Raw genomic sequence first — 18,596 nt, 5'->3', positions numbered from 1 at the left:
AAAACGACTTTCAAATGATAGCAATTGCTTATGCTATCGCATTGAATTATAAGTGGAGGGATTGAGTTGAACACAATTTCAGCATACGGTTTCGAAACACTAGACCTAAGCTAAAACTACACGTATAATCCTCTCCACTTTGGCCCCTTAGCTCAGTTGGTTAGAGCAGTCGACTCATAATCGATTGGTCACTGGTTCAAGTCCAGTAGGGGCCACCAAATTTTAGCTGTTAAATCAGCGCATTAAGCCACTTCATCGTAAGTGGTTTTTTTGTTTTTCTAAAGCATATCACGCTAATTACCCCTAAATACTTTTGTAATTCATTTCAGTTTTTCATTTCTTGTTAATTCGTATATTTACTGGTTTTTTGAAATTATGTGATTGATATTGCAATTCTTTTGGTGACCTAAAGATTGAATCTATTGAAATCCTTTTCATATATTTAAGCTTGATAGTTTCAGTAGCACCCTTGTACTAACAAAACATGGGCAAATGTTTTGCATCTCCCAAATGTGCAAGGAAATTGTGCACACGCAGGTTATTTTGTATTAATTCATAACTAGACTTGATATAACCTATTTAGGTTATTTTAAAATTAAATTAATTTATGCATAAAAGGTGTGTATATGGAAAATAAGCTTAACAACAATGAGCAGCAAAATGCGCTAGATATTCAGTTTATGACGCAAGCTTTGGCTTTGGCAACGGATGCTGCGAAAAATGGCAATGAACCCTTTGGTGCAGTATTAGTTAAAAATAACCAAGTCGTTATGACAGGTGAAAATCATATTCATACTGAAAGTGACCCAACCTATCATGCGGAGTTGGGTCTCATACGCCAGTATTGTTCTGAACATAAAGTCATGGATTTATCCGATTATACGCTGTACACCAGTTGTGAGCCGTGTTGTATGTGTTCCGGTGCAATGGTATGGAGCCAATTAGGTCGGATGGTTTATAGTCTTTCTCATGATGAACTAGCCGAGATTGCCGGTTTTAATATTATGTTGGGGAGTGATGAAATCTTTGACAAAAGCCCCTTTAAACCTGAAGTGGTTAAAGGCATCTTAAAAGAGCAAGCGGTTTCTATTTATACGCAATATTTTAAGCCAAATTTATAATCTTAGTCGGGTGCTATAGTTCCCCACTATAATAATTTAAAAAGCAGATGGCTTTAATCGTTTGCATCATTATCTATCAATGAAAAAATAGGGTAGCTTATTGCCACCCTAACCATGGTGAAAGTTAAAATAACTTTTTCTGTGGGGGGCCTGAAAAATTCATTGTACCAATATGATTCATTAACACTTCAACGACAACAGGTTGCTTCAAGTCGACAGCTTGGCGGAGCGTTGATTGAAAATCGGTGGCTTTATCTATCGTAAATGCTTGAATCCCCATCGATTGAGCTAATTGACTAAATGAAGGGGTGAGTAACTCATTATAGTATTGGCGGTCTGAGAAATATTTTTCCTGAATACCTCGCATTACGCCATAACCTTGGTCATTCATAATAATCAATACAATTGGGAGCTGCTCTTGTGCCATAGTGGCCAATTCGCCTACGCCTAACATTAACCCGCCATCACCAACTAAGCCAATAACAGGTACATTAGGGTTTGCTTTGGCACTGCCAATTGCCATGGCGAGTCCTAGCCCGATTGCGCCTGCTAAGGAGTGAATGTTGTGCATTGGCTGGGTCGCTTTGAGTAAACGGCTTCCCCATAAACTCCCTGATACCGTAATGTCGCGGACAAAAATACCATCGCTTGGTAAGACTTGCTCTACGGCATCACTGAGTTGGCTATAAGGGCCACATTGTTGCCTGAGTTGTTCTTCAGCCTGCTGTACGGCCTCTTGCACTTGTTTTTTCCACTGAGTAGAGATAGGGCGCTTGGCTTGTTCGATTTTATCGGCAAGTGCTTCAAGTAAACTTTTACAATCCCCAGTTACGGTTAAGTCGGCTAAATAGTTGCGATTGGCGGCGAGTGGGTTTATATCGATTTGAATGATGGGGTGTGGCAAAGGTAATGACCATGTTTTGGTTTCATTACTGCGTAAACGTGAGCCTGCGACGATAGTTAAATCGCATGAACGCATTAATGCATCAACGGAATCTGCATTATGAAAAGCGCGTAAGCTGAATGGATGGTCATCCGATAAAATACCTCGTCCATGGGTACTGCTGATGACGGCAATACCTGCATCAGCAAGGCGTTTGACAGCATCTTTTGCTTGTAGGGCTCCTGCGCCAACCCACAATAACGGCTGTGCAGCGTGTTGAAGTTTGTCCCAAATTGCATTGACTAACGATGTACAACTGTCAGGCAACCTATAAGGGGGAAGTGGTGCACTCAGTACAGATAATGGCACTTGCGCACTTTGAATATCAATTGGGATCTCGATAGAGACAGGGCCACAAGGTATAGTTTGAGCAACTTGAATGGCTTTATGCAGCGTGGCGACGGCTTGTTCGGGGGTATGAACACGAAAAGCGTGCTTTGAACTCGAACGTAAAAAGCCGAGTTGGTCATGTGTTTCATGAATAAACCCTGCGTCCATATCCAGATAAGCTTTTTCAACTTGGCCTGTAATGTGGATCATGGGGGAGCATGCATTCATAGCTTCAATCATTGATCCTACAGCATTTCCAGCACCTGCACCTGTACTGGTTAGCGCTACCCCTAAGCCACTAAAACGGCTATGGGCATCCGCCATGGTGACGGCCCCTGCCTCCCCACGACTTGGCGTAAAATCAATCACGTCCCGGCGCCCGATAGCATCTGCTATGGGTAAGTTATGAATTGAAATAACCCCATAAACCGTTGTGACTTGGTATTGTTCAAGTGTTCTGGCGATAGCTTCGCCAACTGTAATCATTTCAGACATTTTATTCTCCTCAATGCTGCCATAATCCGGTGACGGATTTGCTATTCACACCAACGGTTTGGTTGTGGGTTAAGTGCCAGAAATAGGCTTTTTTGTTGCATATAGGCTTTGAGGCTTTCAAGGCCTTTTTCACGGCCAATGCCACTTTCTTTAAAGCCGCCAAATGGCGTTGAAATAGAAAAAACTTTGTAGGTATTGACCCAAACAGTGCCGACATCAAGCGCATCGGCGAGCTTAAATGCTCGAGTGTAATCTTTTGTCCAAATACCTGCGGCAAGCCCATAAACAGAATCATTAGCTTGCTGAATGAGGTCTTCTTCATCATCAAATGGCATTACGACGAGCACGGGGCCGAAAATTTCCTCTTGGCAAACCGTAGATTGGTTATTTAAGCCTTCGATAATCGTCGGTAAAAAGTAGTTGCCATCTTTGAGTGCCGGGTCAGCGGGTGCAGTTCCACCAATACGGATCTTCCCCCCTTGCTGAACGGCTTGTTCGACATAGTTTCTGACGCTATCTCGGTGCGAAGGGGAAATTAATGGCCCTAGATGAACACGCTCTTGCCTTGGGTCACCAATAATCAGGTTGCGGGTCAATTGTGTTAGCTTTTCCATAAAGGATGAGTAGATATCTTTAGCCACAAATAGGCGCGAACCGGCGATGCATGCTTGCCCCATCGAACTAAAGATACCGTAACAAACACCATGTGCGGCGATATCAAGGTCAGCGTCTGACAACACGATAGTTGGGGATTTTCCCCCAAGTTCAAGTGACGTGGTGATAAGTTTATCCGCTGCAATATGAGCCAGTTGTCGTCCGGTATTGGTGCCACCTGTAAAGGAGATTTTTTTCACCAGAGGGTGGCGAACCAGTGCATCACCGACAATCGAACCTTTACCCGGTAGCACACTCAACAGGCCGCTGGGTAAACCTGCTTGCTCAAATAACTCAGCCAATTTTAATGAAATTAGAGGTGTGGCTTCCGCGGGTTTTAAGATGACCGCGTTACCGGCCGCAATCGCTGGGGCAATTTTTTGCATATCACTGGCAATCGGGGAGTTCCATGGCGTGATTGCAGCGATCACGCCAATAGGTTGGTAGGTACTTATGGCCATCAGCTCTGGCTGGCGACGAGGAGGAAGTTCACCACCTGAAACTTCACAAACCGCCGCAAAGTAGCGAGCGGTTGCTGCTGCGCTCATCACTAAGCCACGTGCTTCTGCCCAAGGCTTGCCGTTATCCAAAGTTTGTAATTGAGTTAATGCTTCGCAGTTTTCATCAATTAAGCGACTCACGTTGTACAAGATAGTTGCCCGCTGGTGAGCGGGAAGATTATGCCAAGAAGGCGATCTCCATGCCTTATCTGCCGTAATTACGGCATCTTCGACATCTTCCAAACTTGCACTGTTAAGGATCGCAATCACCTGGTTATCCCCCGGAAAACGCGATTGCATTTCAGGCCCGCGACCTTGCTGCCATTTACCGCCAACAAAAATATCCATTTTGTTCATAATAGGGCTCCTATTAAATAGCTCGGTGTTCAGCGACTCGACGACAAATTTCAACAGCACTTAAAGCAGCTAACATCGATGTTTTCGGATTTGAAGGTAGTGGATTTCCATTGAGTTCAATGCAGAAATGGCCAAAATCGCCCGTAACATCAATGCGGTGTGAGTTTTGTGTGGTAGTCGGGTCAACAACCAATTGTACTTGGGTGGCATCCATCCCTATGCCATACAGTGCAACAGTGGCAGCCACATTGGCATTCGCTGGAAAATTCAGTGCCGCTTCACGGGCACTGCCACTAAAGAACACCGTGGGCTGTGTCACTTGTGATAAATCGACATAACGCTCAGCCGCGCCATTGCGCCAGCTTGCAGGGCTTTTACGTGACAGGTAGGTCACATGGGTGATATTCGCCTCTTTTGCGGCACGTAGGCCATCAAGACCAGCAACAGCGCCAGTTAGTGGAATTAACTGGCTGTGGTGGCGTTGGGTTAAGGCGACCAAGTGTTGTTCAAAGTCCGTGTCAGCAAGGGCTCCCGTTGAGATAATGGCCAGTGTCCAGCCTCTTTCTAGTACCGTTGGTGCATATTGTTTAACGGCTTGGTGACCCGCACATTCCAACACTAAATCCGGTGGAATGATATTATTGTCAAGGTTATCGATGGGGGTGACTGCCCCTTTAAAGCGTTCCAAAATGGCTTGATGGTGATGGGGCCGGGCAACAATGTAACGCAGGGCTATCTCATTAGGTAAGCGAGTAATCACTTCTTGAGCCATTGCACCATAACCAATCAACATGAGTGTTTTCATCGTTAAATCCTTTAAATATGGTGGCTAAAGCCACCAGAAACATCTAAAGCGGCACCCGAGGTAAACGACGCCATGGGGGAGGCTAAAAAGACTAAGGCACGTGCGGGCTCTTCGGGTTTTCCTAAACGTTGCATTGGAATGCCGCGTTTTTTAGCGATATCACCAATCCATTGTTCCCAATCGAGATTTTTATCACTGCGATTGTCGAAGCGACGTCGCCATTGGTCGGACTCCACCATGCCAAGTAAAATAGAGTTCACACGGATCCCTTTGGGTAACAGTGTTTTCGACAAGTTTAGCGTCATGTTTAATAATGCTGCCCGAGCCGCCGAGGTGGCGACCATATGTGGTTCAGGCTGTAAGGCCAGCAGTGAATTGACACAGGTGATAGAAGCAATATTTGATTGCTCTAAGAGTGGCAAGAAAGCATTCACCGGGTTAATTACACCAAATAGTTTTAACTGGGCTTCGTGTAACCATGCTTCTTCAGGGGTATCGCTATAGCTTGCGACATAGCCTTGCCCTGCGTTGTTTATCAATATATCGACGTGCCCATATTGTTGATGAACCTGTTTTGCGAAAGCTTCGGTTTGTGTTTTATCAAGAACATCACAAGGTTGTGCGATAAAATGCCCTTGAGGGTAATGTTCTCGTAATGTTGTAAGCGCTTGCTGGAGTTTGTCTTGATCACGACCGCAGAATGCCACTTTACAGCCTTCATCCAGTAAGAGTTTGACGGTTGCAAAGCCGATGCCGGAGCTTCCTCCTGTCACGACAGCAACACGGTTATTTAACTGTAAATTCATGAGTCTTCCTTTATTCTGCTTGGCAATAGAGCGTCTCTAAAAATTGTTGTAAATGGTTGTTAAAGGCATCTGGCGCATCTAAATAACTGGCGTGCCCCGCTTGGTTTATCAGGAAATAGGGGCAGTTTTTTTGGCGTGCGAGTTGCTCTACTTGTGCTGGTGGCGTAATGGTATCTTCTGTACCAACCAGTATTTCCAATGGGCCATCATAGCGATTTAAATATTGGCTGATATCGTCATGGGCTAGCATCCACGCCGCGGCTAAGAAGCCTTTAGGGTTGAGCTTCTTCATGTTCTGTTGAACCCAATTGACTTTCTCAGTGGTTGCGTTGGCGGATAACAAAGCAGCAGCACGATTTTGCGCATATACCTCAATACCAGAACTCAAAACAATATCTTGCCGCTGTTGGTAAACTTGTTTTTGTTGGTCAGGGCTTTTTGTTGCATAACCTTGCGCGGGGTTCGCTAAGATTAAGCCTTTAACTTTATTGGGATATTGCGAGGCAAAAGCACTTGCCATTATGGCGCCAAGAGAGTGTCCCACTAACACGATGTTTGATAAGGCTAATTTGTCAAAAAAAGCATTCAATGCATTTGCGTAATCAATAGCGGTAGGCGTTGTCGTCTCTAGCTCACGGCTTTCTAAATAGCCGGGCGCATCCCAGCTATAGAGATGATAGTGTTTTGTCAGTGATGGACTGGTCAGTTGGCTTACCCATGAAGCAGATCCAGAGCTGATACCATGCAACAATACCACTGGGTGCCCTTGGCCTGCTTCTCGCCAATTGAGACGATATTGGCCAAAGTCTGCTATCAGTGGTTCCGGGAGTTTTTTATTGAGCAAATTCATCACTGACGACTCCTGTTAGTTACGTTTAACTTTTGATAAAGGGTGCTCTTCGGGATATGTTGGGATCGCAGGTGTTGGTGTCCCGATCATGACGCACATTAAGGCTTCTTCTTCCCCGTGGTTAAATAAACCACGATAAATGCCCGCAGGGACTGAAATTAGGTCACGCTCTTTCAGTACGGTTTCATACTCTTCATCGCCATCTTTTACAAACAACGTGATGGTGCCTTTCAACATAAAGAACACTTCTTCAACATCGGGGTGGAGGTGTAATGGCCCTTCACACTTGGCAGGGAGAACCATGGTGGAGAAGGTAAAGTTCTCTGCGGGAACGGTGTTGACATCATTAGCAACGCCAGTCGCACCCGTGCCGATATAGCGCATTTGTGCGCGGCGATATTTAGGGTCGTAATCCGCTTGGAATTTCAGGGCATTCCAGTCATATTTACGCCCTTCAAGGCGAGCAATGCGTGACTCAATCCATTGTGCCATTGGAATATCTTGTGGTTTGATTTGCGGTTGTGACATGGTGTTATCTCCAATAAAAAATGAATTAATATTTTTTCAGTAAAGGCACTAGTAACAAGCTGCCGAATAAACCTATGACGACGATAAATAACAGCCCGCTATCCATAGTGTGAGTGACGGTAATAAGAACTCCCATTGCCAGCGGTGCAGCGGCGCCAGCAAGGTTTCCTAACCCATTGAAAATACCGCCTGCTAATGCACTGACTTGCTTTTGTGTGGCTTTTGCGAGTAGAGCAAAGATATTTGGTGCGCCCGCCCCCCACATGAACATGCTAAATGCCATCATAAGAATGATGCTGTAGGTGCCAGTGAGAAATAACACACCAGCAAGGCCTAACACGGCACCAAGTAGTGAAATAAAACAAACGAGTGCGCGGCGATCGTAGCGATCTGATAACCACGCTCCGATGGCTTCACCAAATAACATGGCGATAAAGGGAAGGGATGACAGAATTCCCGCATGTTCTAAGTGAATGGATTTACCTTTAATTAAATAGCTGGGTAACCAACCATTCATTCCCCAAAGGTAGATAAGAAAAGCGATATTAAACATGCAGATAATCCAAAAATGGCTATTTTGGAATAAGCGTTTTTTATGGGCTCGCATCGCGGCCAATTGTTCCGCTGGAAGTGTTTCACCTGCTGTGTTTTTAGTCTGAGCTTGACGATTGACTAAGTTGGGATGGCGAATACCAATCACCACAAGCCACCAAACAGGAACAGTAAAGGCGGCCATGACAAAAAATGTACTTTGCCAACCATAGTTATTTAGTAAATACAATGAGATAGGAAAGCCTAATGCTGCGCCTAACGGTGTACCTAATAACCACATCATGGTGGCACGAGCTTGCATTTTTGGCGGAAAGGTACGGCGTACAATGGCGTAAGCGATTGCCAGCAAAGGCCCTTCGGCAATTCCTAGCAATACACGCAGAAAAACCATCGTGCCATAGTGGTGTGTGAATCCCATAAAAATCATGAGAAAACACCAGCTACTGATCATAAATAGCAGCATTTTGGTGGGGTGAAATTTATCGCCGATACCGCTTAGCAGCATGGAAGAAACACCATAAGCGAATAAAAATGCGCTCATTAGTAACCCCAAACGGGTTGGGTCAAAATCAATCCCCAGTGCTTGCTGAAATTTTTCGTCGGAAAATAGAGCTGCAATACTGATTTTATCGAAGAAAGCCAGTAGTACACAGGAAAACAGCCCGATAGGGATCAACCAATTGATCTTTTCAGGAACATCTTGCTCGACTTGATCATGCTCTGAATTTTGTAAGGTTATAGTCTGATTAGCCATGAGATTTCTCCTGCTGGACACTATTTCAGTGACATTAATGAAAATGTGGGATCAGCAAGTTGTGAAGGGTCCAATTTGCGGTGGCCTTGTATCCAACGTTTACCTAGTTTGATGGCACGTGCATCATTAAATGCAATCATTTGCACCAATTCATTGCTTTCATTTAAAGCAAAATGAACCTCTGAATTAGGGGTATACCGTTGAATATGTTTTAATTTTTGTGAGGTTGGGACACCTAAAATTTGGATGTTGTCCTGGTATTGATCTGACCATAACCAAGCGAGTTCATTGAACCCTTCAGACTGCGGGTTTAGCATGGCTTTTGCTGTGGTGATGGCTTGGTTTTGCGCATAAGCCCATGACTGTAAACATAAGGACAGTGTTGGATGGCAAGCGACGTCGCCCGCAGCGTAAATATTTGGGTGAGAAGTCTGCCCATGGTGATTAATCACAATACCGTGGGTAACATCAAGACCCGCTTCTTTGGCAAGTTCGAGATTTAATTCAACACCAATCCCCATAACAGCGAGATCGAAATTTTGCGAAGGCTGTTTTTGGCAACTAATTTGTAATCCACTTGTTGTCGGCTCGCCAAGTTCGATATCTCCACAATCGGTTATGACATGAACACCTGCTTGTGTGTGGCGTAATGCAAGAGCCTCTGAAACATTCTGCGGTACACTTCGTTCGCATAAGCGGCTTTGCCGCTCAAAAATCGTGACATCAATCCCCATTTTTCGAGCGGAAGCGGCAACTTCTAAGCCAATCCAACCACCACCAATAATGGCAATTTTTTGTGCAGAGAGCAGCGCACTACGTAATTTCTGCGCGTCATCCCATGAACGTAAGGCAAATACTTGTGGATGTTGCTGCCAACGATTCGACAGGTAGCGAGGCCGACCGCCTGTCGCGAGCAGTAATTTGTCAAACGTAATGGCACGACCATCACTTAAATAAATACATTGGGTTTGGCTATCAATTTTGGTGGCACGTAGTGGGCGAAACCACTGTAAATTTAAGGCATTAGTTTCTTGTTCGCTGAATAAGCGCGATAATGAAAAACTCTCCTGTGTCAATGCGGCTTTAGACAGCGGTGGGCGCTCATAAAAATCATGGTTTTCATCGCTGATCACCGAAATAATACCTTGATAACCTTCATCGCGTAGGGTTTTTGCTGCCCAACCACCTGCCTGACCCCCACCGATAATGACAATACCGCCTTGGATTAATGAGCTCATGGCGTTACTCCTTAACTTGGCGGCGAGTTTCATAATCAAGACCACCTTCCACAGCCCATTCCGTAAATGAAACTAAGGAATGTTCTAGTTCGCGCGGTTGCCATTTATCGGTTAGGTAATCGTCATTGGTGTAATATTCGAAAGCCCCACCTGTTGGGCTGTTGACATACCAAAAGTAAGCGGATGAGATAGGGTGCCGGCCTGGACCAATAAAGGTGCTCCATTGATGGCGGTTCATTGCCAGACCGCCGCCAATCACTTCATGGATATCACGAACCGTAAAAGCGACATGGTTGAGGCCGCTGCCACGATGAGGAAGCTTCAGCAAAAACAGGTTATGGTGGCAACCGTTTATTTGTGTCCGTAAAAAGACGGCACGGTCGATATAACGGTCTGAAACTTGAAAACCCAGTTTTTGGCAATAGAACGCTTCTGTAGAAGGTAAGTCATCAACAAAAAATACTACGTGACCGACGTTAATTGGCGTGGCTTTTTCGTAAACTGGGCTGGGTTTATCAATGCGGCGAATATCCCCCCATTGGTTGATAGCGGTGACCTCTAATTCAACCGTTTTTTGTTTACTAATAGTGAAAGCGACCGTCATGCCATTTGGGTCACGGCACTGTGCGCCATTTGACGTCAGTTGAAAACCATCACAAGGCCTAATTTTCTCAATGATCTCCTTGAGTTTATCTGGGCTTTCAACTCCCCACGTAATGCGACGCAGTGTTGAACCTGCTTCAAAAGGTACGGGTAAATTTGGATCTTGGTAGGAAAATAACTGTATTTCAGCACCCGATAACGTGGTAAATAACGAGGCGTTATCAGAGGCTGCTTGAAGGCCAAAATCATGTAAAAATTTCTGGCAGCTAGGGATATCTTCAACACCAAATTCTAATTTTTCTATTCCAATCACTGACATTGTAAAGTCCTCTATCGATTGGTGTTATTACCAAAGGTTTTTTTGGGCAAAAAGAACCTGAGGCTTATGGCAATAAACCTAAAAATGTGTGGATGATATTCGGTTAACGCTAAACGGCTTTTGCTTGGCTCATGCCACCTATAAATTCAGTGAGTTTTTGGGCTGCATAGCTCACTTCATTTTGTAATCGCCGGCACTCTTGTGCAGGGATGCTATTCATTGGCACCATGATGCTAATCACCGCTTCTACGCCATTCGCTTGGTTATAAACAGGGTAAACAATGGATGAAATTCCTCGACGATAAAATGATTCACCAATCACATAGCCTCGCAGTTTGTCAGCTTGGATCATTTGCCAAAATTCCTGCTTGCTGCCTGCGTTGTCGGGTAGCTCATCGTCTGGGTAAAGTGCATCGAATTCAGCGCGAGTTAACCCACTGAGTAGCATACGACCGAGTGAGGTTCGATGGGCTAATAAACGCGTGCCTACGCTAACATGGTTAATTTTTGATTCTGCGCCACTGACTCTGGCGATGTAAATAATGTCTCGGCCATCTCGAATGACTAAATGGCTGTTACATTGGCTTCGGTCTCTGAGTTGCTCGATAATCGGCTGGCCTAACTGGGTTAAATCGAGCGATGCAATATAGCCAAGACCAAGGCTGAGTACTTTGCGGCCTAATGAAAATGCCCCAGTACGCGGGTGTTGGACGAGGAAATCCAAGTGCACTAAGGTTTGGATCGCACGGTAAGCCGTTGCTTTGGGCATATCGACTAAGCGAAGGATCTCGGCAAATGTGAGCTCACGGTGCTGTTCTGCAAGTAGCAAAAGAAGCTGTAGCCCTTTTTCCAAACCGGGTACCAGATATTTACATGTTGAATTCATGGTCCTCACCTCTTTACCGACAAAATGGCGAAATTAGTTAAAAATAAAGCCACCATTAACTGGGATTAGCTGTCCTGTAACAAAATCAGCCATAGGCGAAAGCAAGTACAAAGCGGTTCCTGTAACGTCTTCGGGCATCTGCTCCCCTTGTAATGCTCTGCCATTTTCATATAGCTGGTGGCGCTCGGCTGGGACGTATTGGGTCGCTTCGACTTTTGTGAGTCCCGGAGCAATCGCGTTGACGCAAATACGGTGAACTCCGAGTTCACGTGCCATTGAGCGTGTCATACTGATGATAGCCCCTTTACTGGCGACATAGGCCATCAGCTTGGGAGCTCCCCAAAGTGCGGTGTCAGAAGCAATATTGATAATTTTCCCGCGGGAGCTCTGCTTTAAAAAAGGAAGAGCAGCTTTGGTGACTAGCCACGTTCCTCTGACATTGACGGTCATAACCTTATCCCATAGCGCCAAGTCATATTCATCGAGCAGTTTTCCACCCACTCCTGTTGCCAGAGCCGCATTATTAATCAGCCCATCAATTGCACCTTGTTGGCCAATACTGTCGAATGCATGAGTGATTGAGTCAGGATCCGCTAAGTCGAGAGAAACACCTTGGGCTTCAAAACCTTGTTGTTGTAAGGACTCGACACTTTCTTGTAATCGCTGTTCGAGGATGTCACACAAGATAACTTGAGCGCCTTGCTCTGCAGCGGCTTGTGCAAAGCTAAAGCCAAGCCCTCTTGCAGCGCCTGTGATTACGATGCGTTTTCCTGACAAGACATCATGCATTTTCAGTTTCCTTATTGTTTATTAAGTCAAACTGTTTCTTCGCTTCACGTTGCATAATGCGGCGTAGGCGAGATAACCCCACATCGTGTTGATAAAGAAACTCTTTATCCCGTGCATTTGGTGTGAGGTTTTCCAAAATAATGCGATCTTGTTCTAGGACATCCCAATGTAGCCCTTCTAGGCGGTTGCGGTACATAAAGCGCCATAAATCACGTTGCCAGTCTTTCACTTTGCGAATACGCCAAAAGAAAACTCGAGTGTGATGACGGTCTTCAGGTACGACCATGCCGATAATCCAAAAGTGCCCGCCAGGGCCGAAGCGTTTTTGATATGGGATAGATAAACGTAGCCAATTTGCTCCTGTACTCGCAAATTCCACCCAGTCGAAGTTGACACCAATTTGGTCATTTTTACGGAAAATAAACCCATTTTTTGTTGCTTCTAGGATCATTTCTGATTGTTTATCACCTTCTGCCATTGAGTGTGATGATGAATGGAGATAGGTGCCATGCATTGGGTCCATCACGTTTTCTAATGCATATTGGTAATTGCATTTCCACGATGCAGTGCAGAGGAAATTGCTATGGTTTTCGTCATCAGCTAACTCTTCAGGAAACTCAAGGGCTGGAGGTGTTTCACCGTCAACTACCGCAAAATAGAGGAAGATAGCGCCATGAATTTCTTGAACGGGATAGGTTTTTAAACATTTTTGACCTTCAAGAGGGCATTGACTGACCGCTGGAACATCTTTAACGACGCCATCACCACCGACTTCGACGCCGTGGTACCAACAGGCAATACGTTCACCTAGGTTCCAACCCATTGATAAACGGGCTCCGCGGTGTGGGCATCTGTCTTCTAGTGCGTGAATTTGGCCTTTATCATCACGCCAAAGGACAATTTGTTCTTCTAAACGGGTAATACCGATGGGGTCGCTGCTCACTTCCCAACTGGATAATACGGGGTACCATTGCCCTCGTAATCCGACATCGAGGTAATCTTGATAGTTTTGAAGTTGTGTATTCGTTGTCATCATTTGCTTCCGTTTATCAAAAGTGTTTTTGTTCTATTTTCTTTTTATGACAATGTATTAGTAACCATTGACAAGAAGAAATTCGCGGAAACTGCTGGTAGACCAAGGGTGCCCTTGTCGGTCATATAATTGTTGTTGATTTAATGCGCTAACTAATTCTTCAAGTGATTCAGTGCCTGCGGCGAATAGCGTTTCCAGTGCAAAAATAAGTTTATTTTCATATTCATCTGGGAGACGTGAACGTGTTTGCCAAACGATATTCGGTGCACTTCCTGGTGCCTGAATACTGCCTTTACCGCCTTCTCGCGCTGGGATGATTTGGTTATTCGCCGGCAAATACGGGTTAAAATTTTGAATGGGTTCCATTTCTACTCCTCAATCAAACTGATTTCGATTTGGTTGTCGTGAACGCGTGTTTGGTAGGTTTTGAGATCTCGCCCACCGGGTTCGCGTAAACATTTACCTGTTTTAATATCAAAAACGGCTTCATGTAATGGGCATTCCACTTTGCCATCTTCAACAAAACCTTGGCTTAACAGAGCGTAGGCATGTGGGCAAACATCTTCTAAGGCATAATATTGGTCTTCAACTAAGAAGATCCCAATTTCGGCATTATCAACTTTGGCGGAAAAAGGAAATTCTTCTTGAACTTGTGAGATATCGCAGACTGCAACCCAGCTCATGGTTTTCTCCTTTTGAATGTGCTGTAACATTTTGTTTCATAGGTGAAACATTGTTTTTTATTTAAAACCAGATTAATTGTATGGATGATTATTAGTCAATCAAATGTTGGCTATATGTAAAATATTCGTTTCAAAATGTGGGGCGTGTCGAGGTTATGATGGAGTTTGGTTTCATATGAGAAACTTGTGAAAGATTTATTCAAATAGGACTACTCATTTACGGTGTTTGGGGGGATGAGTTATGGAGAAAAGTGAAAAATAAGCTATAGGATAATAGGCTCAGTATATAAGTTAATATCAATAGGATATTAAGAGATTACATGCAATATCCTATTGATGATATATTCAAATAAACTATTTCACCTCAAAACGTTGTAAGTCCTTACTGACCGTTACTGGACCTGAGTATTGTTTTCTCACTTCATTAATCCACACATCGTCGGTAATGGATGGGTCATCTGCAGGAACTAAGTGGGTAAGTACAAGGTGTTTTACATTGGCTTGTTGGGCTATTTTGCCGACATCTTCTGCGGTCGTATGGTGGGAAATAATCGCTTTTGCCAGCGTTGAACCGTTGCCGATACGATTTGCTAAATTTTCCACCCCAGAAACTAAGACGACTTCACTGATTAAATAGTCAGCATCTTTAGCAAATTCAATGATTTGGCTATTATCAATCATATCACCAGTTATAACGATAGTTTTTCCGCCAGATTGTATTTTATAAGCGAGGGCTTCGTCTGAGTTAAAAGGTGGGTGTGGAACAAATAAGGCACTAATTTCGACATCATCATTCTTGAGTACAGGCCCTTCTTGAATATCTTTTGCTGTAACCATTTGGCGCAAATCAGGTTTACCTTCATCTTTAACGCGTAAATCAATATCGCGACTAAATGTATCCCAAACACCTTTTGTCATACTTTCCGTTCCAACAGGGCCATAAACAGCGATATTATGGTTTAAACCACTGTTCCAGGCATTTAACAGTAGGGCTGGGTAATCGGCAACATGGTCACTGTGAAGGTGGGTAATAAAGATAGAATCAAGGTTTTTTAATGGGGCTTTTGATTGAACTAATCGCAAACTTGCTCCGTATCCCGCATCAAATAGGTATATTTTATCGTTCTTGATAAATGCTGTAGATTGCGGCAAGCGTTTTTCATTTAATAAGGAAGGACCGCCTTTTGTTCCAAGCGTAATAATTTCATCTGCACTAGCTAGATGGCTAGCACCAAATAGCGCAGCACCGATAGAAAGAGAAACGAAAAGTTGTTTTAATTTCAAAGTATCACCTCTTTATATTATTAATAGATTGAGTTTTTTTATGAATAATATTCATTTATCCCAAGATGTTGCTATATTGTTAATATGTGAATGAGTCTACGTTTATGTATGACGGGATACTATCGTTCTTATGGACTAGGTGAATGATTTAGAAAGGTTATTTATGTTGATTTATAGAGAATAATTCTGAAAATAATTAATCAAATTAGCTATAATTCTAATATTATTTAATAGAGAAAGTTATATTGTTTACGCATTCAAGTTAAATTGGATTTTAAGTTTATATTTAAGACTGTTTAGAATTCTTAATGAATAAATGATAGGCTCTATTTTTTAATGCAATCATTATTGTATTGCTAATTAATGAATCGGTTTTTGAAAAATGAATCGGTCAATTGTACTTCCACGACTTTTCTTGATCTCAAGTGAAGCTTTTTTTATGTTTTAGCGCGAAAATATCCTTACAGTGGTAAGAGGATATCTCAGTGAAAAGTGGTATACAGTTACGCATTAAAGGGAAAGTTCAGGGGGTCGGGTTTCGCCCTTATGTTTGGCAATTAGCCCACCAATGCAAACTATTAGGTGATGTCTGTAATGATGGCGAAGGGGTGCTAGTGCGCTTATGTATTGATTCGGATATCACTGAATTTACCCAGTTATTGTACCAAAACTGCCCACCGTTAGCCCATATAGAAAGTATTGAACCGCAATCTTTTCAATGGGATAAATTACCCAACGCATTTACTATTCGCCGTAGTGGTGAAGGCAAAATGGATACCCAAGTGATCCCTGATGCCGCCACTTGCGATGCATGCCAACAAGAGCTTTTCACTCCATCAAATAGGCGCTTTCATTACCCATTCATAAATTGCACGCATTGCGGCCCGCGTTTCACGATAATTCGCCATATGCCTTATGACAGGCCCAATACCGCAATGGCTGATTTTCCCTTGTGCCCTAATTGTTTAGAGGAATATCAATCCCCAGCAGATAGACGATTTCATGCACAACCCAATGCGTGCGCGGTGTGTGGCCCTGAAATTAAATTATGCGACTCATCAGGAAAAACGATTGCAAATAAAGAGAACGCATTACTCTTGGCTGCTCAACAGCTATTGGCAGGGAAAATTGTTGCTATTAAAGGGATCGGGGGCTTTCACCTTGCTTGTGATGCGAGTCATGATGAGACGGTAGAGGCTTTGCGCGTTCGTAAATGTCGCCCAACTAAGCCACTGGCGGTAATGATCCCATCACTGAATTGGTTAGAGTTGCACAATATGCCGCCTAGTGATGGGCTATGTGCATTATTAAAAAGCCCAGCAGCCCCGATTGTATTGATCAAAAATTGGAAAAATCATGTATTAAGCCAATATATTGCGCCAAACCTAGCGGAAGTCGGTGTCATGTTGCCGTCTAATCCGTTGCAACACCTATTGATGGCACAAGTTAATCGCCCATTAGTGATGACGTCAGGAAATGTATCTGGAAAGCCTCCTGTGTTGAGTGAGCAAGCTGCGCTGGCAGATTTAGCCAATATCGCTGACGTTTACCTCACTCATAATCGCGATATCGTCCAACGCGCAGATGACTCATTGGTGCGTTATCATGATGGGAAAGCGGAAATGCTCCGCCGTGCGCGGGGCTATGTTCCTGATGCCATTGACTTACCTGAAGGGTTTGAAAATTCGCCATCAATACTGGCCTTAGGGGCGGATCTTAAAAATACCTTTTGTTTATTGCGAGACAAAAGTGCGGTAATGAGCCAACATTTTGGCGATCTTGATGACATGGATATTTTCGAACAATATCAGTCTGCGATTGCATTATTTGAATCTATTTATCGTTTCACGCCAGCAGCGATAGTCAGTGATAGGCATCCTAGTTATGTGAGTACGCGCTATGGGGAGGCGTTATCACAGCAATTACAAATTCCATTACTAAAAGTGCAGCATCATCATGCGCATATTGCTGCGGTAATGGCCGAGCATGGCTTACCGTTAAATAGTAATAAAGTTATTGGGTTAGCTCTCGATGGGTTGGGGTATGGCGATGACGACCGCTTATGGGGAGGTGAATGCTTACTGGTGGATTATAAGTCCAGTCAATATCTAGGGGGGTTACCTCCAGTTGCACTACCGGGAGGGGAATTAGCTTCTCGCCAGCCATGGCGTAATTTCCTTGCTCATTGTTTACAGTTTGTTCCCCAGTGGCAAAAGCAAGAAAGTGCCGCTTATTTAATGTCATTTCCTTGGCAAGGCTTACAAAAAGCAATTGAAAAAGGAATTAATAGCCCAATGGCTTCATCCACTGGGCGGCTTTTTGATGCGGTTGCTGCAGCGTTAGGTATTTGTACGGCGCAAACCAGTTGGGAAGGGGAAGCCGCTTGCCAACTTGAGGCGATTGCAATGAAGTCACCTGTGACTACGCATCCGGTCACTATGCCGTTAGTTGGTCAACAATTGGATTTACACACATTTTGGCAACAATGGATGACGTACTGTGCGCCTAAACCACAACGGGCGCATGCATTTCATGTGGCATTAGCGCAAGGTTTTGCCGAGCTTGCAAGGAAATCAGCGAACCAATATGGTACTAAGCAAATTGTTTTGTCAGGTGGTGTGATTCATAACCAACTATTGCGAGAGCTATTAGTGAATAATCTATCTGAGTTCGATGTGTTATATGCAAAACAATTTCCCATGGGCGATGGGGGGCTATCACTTGGGCAGGTAGCTATCGCTTCTGCAATATTGAAACATGAATCTATTATTGATGAATAGTATTATATTTATAAGATTGTATATCCACTTATAACTTTGCAGTTTATTATATTTAATGGATTATATTGTTTTTTTTGATATTGATTCTTATTTAGCATGTTCATGTTTATATTAATGGATTGTTTATTATTAATACACACATTCCGCTTAATTAATTAAGTTGCAATAATGAATTTCAATATCGCAATGAAAATAAAAGAATTTTATATTTTAAATGATGTGATATATAACGCATTATTGAAAATTAAATCCATTTATTTATATTTCTTTTCTTTTTTCAATACGG

The 18,596-nt window shown here is 43.6% G+C and carries 17 protein-coding genes and 1 tRNA gene; 3 read left to right on the top strand and 15 right to left on the bottom strand.

Annotated elements, in window-relative coordinates; translation table 11 throughout:
• Positions 1 to 141 precede the first annotated feature (141 nt).
• Both PR767_RS12795 and PR767_RS12790 read left to right on the top strand, forming a co-directional pair.
• Positions 142 to 218: transfer RNA gene (locus PR767_RS12795), tRNA-Ile, on the top strand.
• A 408-nt stretch (positions 219 to 626) separates the two neighbouring features.
• Positions 627 to 1,121 (top strand): nucleoside deaminase, encoded by a 495-nt coding sequence (locus PR767_RS12790; RefSeq protein ID WP_109911730.1) that lies wholly within the window; start codon positions 627 to 629, stop codon positions 1,119 to 1,121.
• 124 nt (positions 1,122 to 1,245) lie between these two features.
• Here PR767_RS12790 and PR767_RS12785 read toward each other — a convergent pair whose 3' ends face one another.
• The 15 genes from PR767_RS12785 to PR767_RS12715 form a co-directional block, all read right to left on the bottom strand.
• A complete protein-coding gene (locus tag PR767_RS12785; RefSeq protein ID WP_110731711.1) occupies positions 1,246 to 2,889 on the bottom strand; it encodes a thiamine pyrophosphate-binding protein in 1,644 nt (547 codons plus the stop codon).
• 41 nt (positions 2,890 to 2,930) lie between these two features.
• On the bottom strand, positions 2,931 to 4,400 hold the full coding sequence (locus PR767_RS12780) for an aldehyde dehydrogenase (protein ID WP_272520408.1): 1,470 nt from the start codon (positions 4,398 to 4,400) through the stop codon (positions 2,931 to 2,933).
• 13 nt (positions 4,401 to 4,413) lie between these two features.
• Positions 4,414 to 5,205 (bottom strand): aspartate dehydrogenase, encoded by a 792-nt coding sequence (locus PR767_RS12775; RefSeq protein ID WP_004908411.1) that lies wholly within the window; start codon positions 5,203 to 5,205, stop codon positions 4,414 to 4,416.
• 11 nt (positions 5,206 to 5,216) lie between these two features.
• Positions 5,217 to 6,011, bottom strand: coding sequence for an SDR family oxidoreductase (locus PR767_RS12770; RefSeq protein ID WP_004908414.1), 795 nt, complete (start codon positions 6,009 to 6,011; stop codon positions 5,217 to 5,219).
• Between the two features lie 10 nt (positions 6,012 to 6,021).
• Entirely contained in the window at positions 6,022 to 6,861 is an 840-nt protein-coding gene (locus tag PR767_RS12765) for an alpha/beta fold hydrolase (protein WP_272520420.1), read from the bottom strand.
• 15 nt (positions 6,862 to 6,876) lie between these two features.
• On the bottom strand, positions 6,877 to 7,389 hold the full coding sequence (locus PR767_RS12760; protein WP_442959519.1) for a cupin domain-containing protein: 513 nt from the start codon (positions 7,387 to 7,389) through the stop codon (positions 6,877 to 6,879).
• 25 nt (positions 7,390 to 7,414) lie between these two features.
• Positions 7,415 to 8,695: an MFS transporter gene (locus PR767_RS12755; RefSeq protein ID WP_004908419.1), complete on the bottom strand. Its 1,281-nt coding sequence runs from the start codon at positions 8,693 to 8,695 to the stop codon at positions 7,415 to 7,417.
• A gap of 20 nt (positions 8,696 to 8,715) precedes the next feature.
• Positions 8,716 to 9,933 (bottom strand): NAD(P)/FAD-dependent oxidoreductase, encoded by a 1,218-nt coding sequence (locus PR767_RS12750; RefSeq protein WP_109911736.1) that lies wholly within the window; start codon positions 9,931 to 9,933, stop codon positions 8,716 to 8,718.
• A 4-nt stretch (positions 9,934 to 9,937) separates the two neighbouring features.
• Positions 9,938 to 10,855 (bottom strand): VOC family protein, encoded by a 918-nt coding sequence (locus PR767_RS12745; protein ID WP_109911737.1) that lies wholly within the window; start codon positions 10,853 to 10,855, stop codon positions 9,938 to 9,940.
• Positions 10,856 to 10,964: 109 nt separating this feature from the next.
• Complete coding sequence (locus tag PR767_RS12740) at positions 10,965 to 11,741, bottom strand: IclR family transcriptional regulator (RefSeq protein WP_004908423.1); 777 nt, start codon at positions 11,739 to 11,741, stop codon at positions 10,965 to 10,967.
• A 33-nt stretch (positions 11,742 to 11,774) separates the two neighbouring features.
• Positions 11,775 to 12,530, bottom strand: coding sequence for an SDR family oxidoreductase (locus PR767_RS12735; RefSeq protein ID WP_117162546.1), 756 nt, complete (start codon positions 12,528 to 12,530; stop codon positions 11,775 to 11,777).
• Positions 12,523 to 13,563 (bottom strand): aromatic ring-hydroxylating oxygenase subunit alpha, encoded by a 1,041-nt coding sequence (locus tag PR767_RS12730; protein WP_004908426.1) that lies wholly within the window; start codon positions 13,561 to 13,563, stop codon positions 12,523 to 12,525. The genes PR767_RS12735 and PR767_RS12730 overlap by 8 nt, the downstream gene beginning before the upstream one ends.
• A gap of 57 nt (positions 13,564 to 13,620) precedes the next feature.
• Positions 13,621 to 13,929, bottom strand: coding sequence for a recombinase-like helix-turn-helix domain-containing protein (locus tag PR767_RS12725; RefSeq protein ID WP_004908428.1), 309 nt, complete (start codon positions 13,927 to 13,929; stop codon positions 13,621 to 13,623).
• A gap of 2 nt (positions 13,930 to 13,931) precedes the next feature.
• Entirely contained in the window at positions 13,932 to 14,246 is a 315-nt protein-coding gene (gene nirD / locus PR767_RS12720; protein ID WP_004908430.1) for a nitrite reductase small subunit NirD, read from the bottom strand.
• Between the two features lie 354 nt (positions 14,247 to 14,600).
• Complete coding sequence (locus PR767_RS12715; RefSeq protein ID WP_109911739.1) at positions 14,601 to 15,530, bottom strand: MBL fold metallo-hydrolase; 930 nt, start codon at positions 15,528 to 15,530, stop codon at positions 14,601 to 14,603.
• Between the two features lie 485 nt (positions 15,531 to 16,015).
• Between PR767_RS12715 and hypF the strand changes: the two genes are divergently transcribed.
• The gene (hypF, locus tag PR767_RS12710) at positions 16,016 to 18,310 is read left to right on the top strand and encodes a carbamoyltransferase HypF (protein WP_109911740.1); all 2,295 of its coding nucleotides are present in this window, start codon (positions 16,016 to 16,018) and stop codon (positions 18,308 to 18,310) included.
• Positions 18,311 to 18,596: the final 286 nt, after the last annotated feature.

This window comes from Providencia sp. PROV223 (genome assembly GCF_028479245.1).
GTDB classification, from domain to species: Bacteria; Pseudomonadota; Gammaproteobacteria; order Enterobacterales; family Enterobacteriaceae; genus Providencia; species Providencia rettgeri.
This window is presented reverse-complemented; position numbering and strand designations above follow the sequence as displayed.

Bases quoted from the DNA above. Each gene is read 5' to 3' on its own strand.
- PR767_RS12790 (WP_109911730.1), top strand. From the start codon at position 627: ATGGAAAATAAGCTTAACAACAATGAGCAGCAAAATGCGCTAGATATT.
- PR767_RS12785 (WP_110731711.1), bottom strand. From the start codon at position 2,889: ATGTCTGAAATGATTACAGTTGGCGAAGCTATCGCCAGAACACTTGAA.
- PR767_RS12780 (WP_272520408.1), bottom strand. From the start codon at position 4,400: ATGAACAAAATGGATATTTTTGTTGGCGGTAAATGGCAGCAAGGTCGC.
- PR767_RS12775 (WP_004908411.1), bottom strand. From the start codon at position 5,205: ATGAAAACACTCATGTTGATTGGTTATGGTGCAATGGCTCAAGAAGTG.
- PR767_RS12770 (WP_004908414.1), bottom strand. From the start codon at position 6,011: ATGAATTTACAGTTAAATAACCGTGTTGCTGTCGTGACAGGAGGAAGC.
- PR767_RS12765 (WP_272520420.1), bottom strand. From the start codon at position 6,861: ATGAATTTGCTCAATAAAAAACTCCCGGAACCACTGATAGCAGACTTT.
- PR767_RS12760 (WP_442959519.1), bottom strand. From the start codon at position 7,389: ATGTCACAACCGCAAATCAAACCACAAGATATTCCAATGGCACAATGG.
- PR767_RS12755 (WP_004908419.1), bottom strand. From the start codon at position 8,695: ATGGCTAATCAGACTATAACCTTACAAAATTCAGAGCATGATCAAGTC.
- PR767_RS12750 (WP_109911736.1), bottom strand. From the start codon at position 9,933: ATGAGCTCATTAATCCAAGGCGGTATTGTCATTATCGGTGGGGGTCAG.
- PR767_RS12745 (WP_109911737.1), bottom strand. From the start codon at position 10,855: ATGTCAGTGATTGGAATAGAAAAATTAGAATTTGGTGTTGAAGATATC.
- PR767_RS12740 (WP_004908423.1), bottom strand. From the start codon at position 11,741: ATGAATTCAACATGTAAATATCTGGTACCCGGTTTGGAAAAAGGGCTA.
- PR767_RS12735 (WP_117162546.1), bottom strand. From the start codon at position 12,530: ATGCATGATGTCTTGTCAGGAAAACGCATCGTAATCACAGGCGCTGCA.
- PR767_RS12730 (WP_004908426.1), bottom strand. From the start codon at position 13,563: ATGACAACGAATACACAACTTCAAAACTATCAAGATTACCTCGATGTC.
- PR767_RS12725 (WP_004908428.1), bottom strand. From the start codon at position 13,929: ATGGAACCCATTCAAAATTTTAACCCGTATTTGCCGGCGAATAACCAA.
- nirD (WP_004908430.1), bottom strand. From the start codon at position 14,246: ATGAGCTGGGTTGCAGTCTGCGATATCTCACAAGTTCAAGAAGAATTT.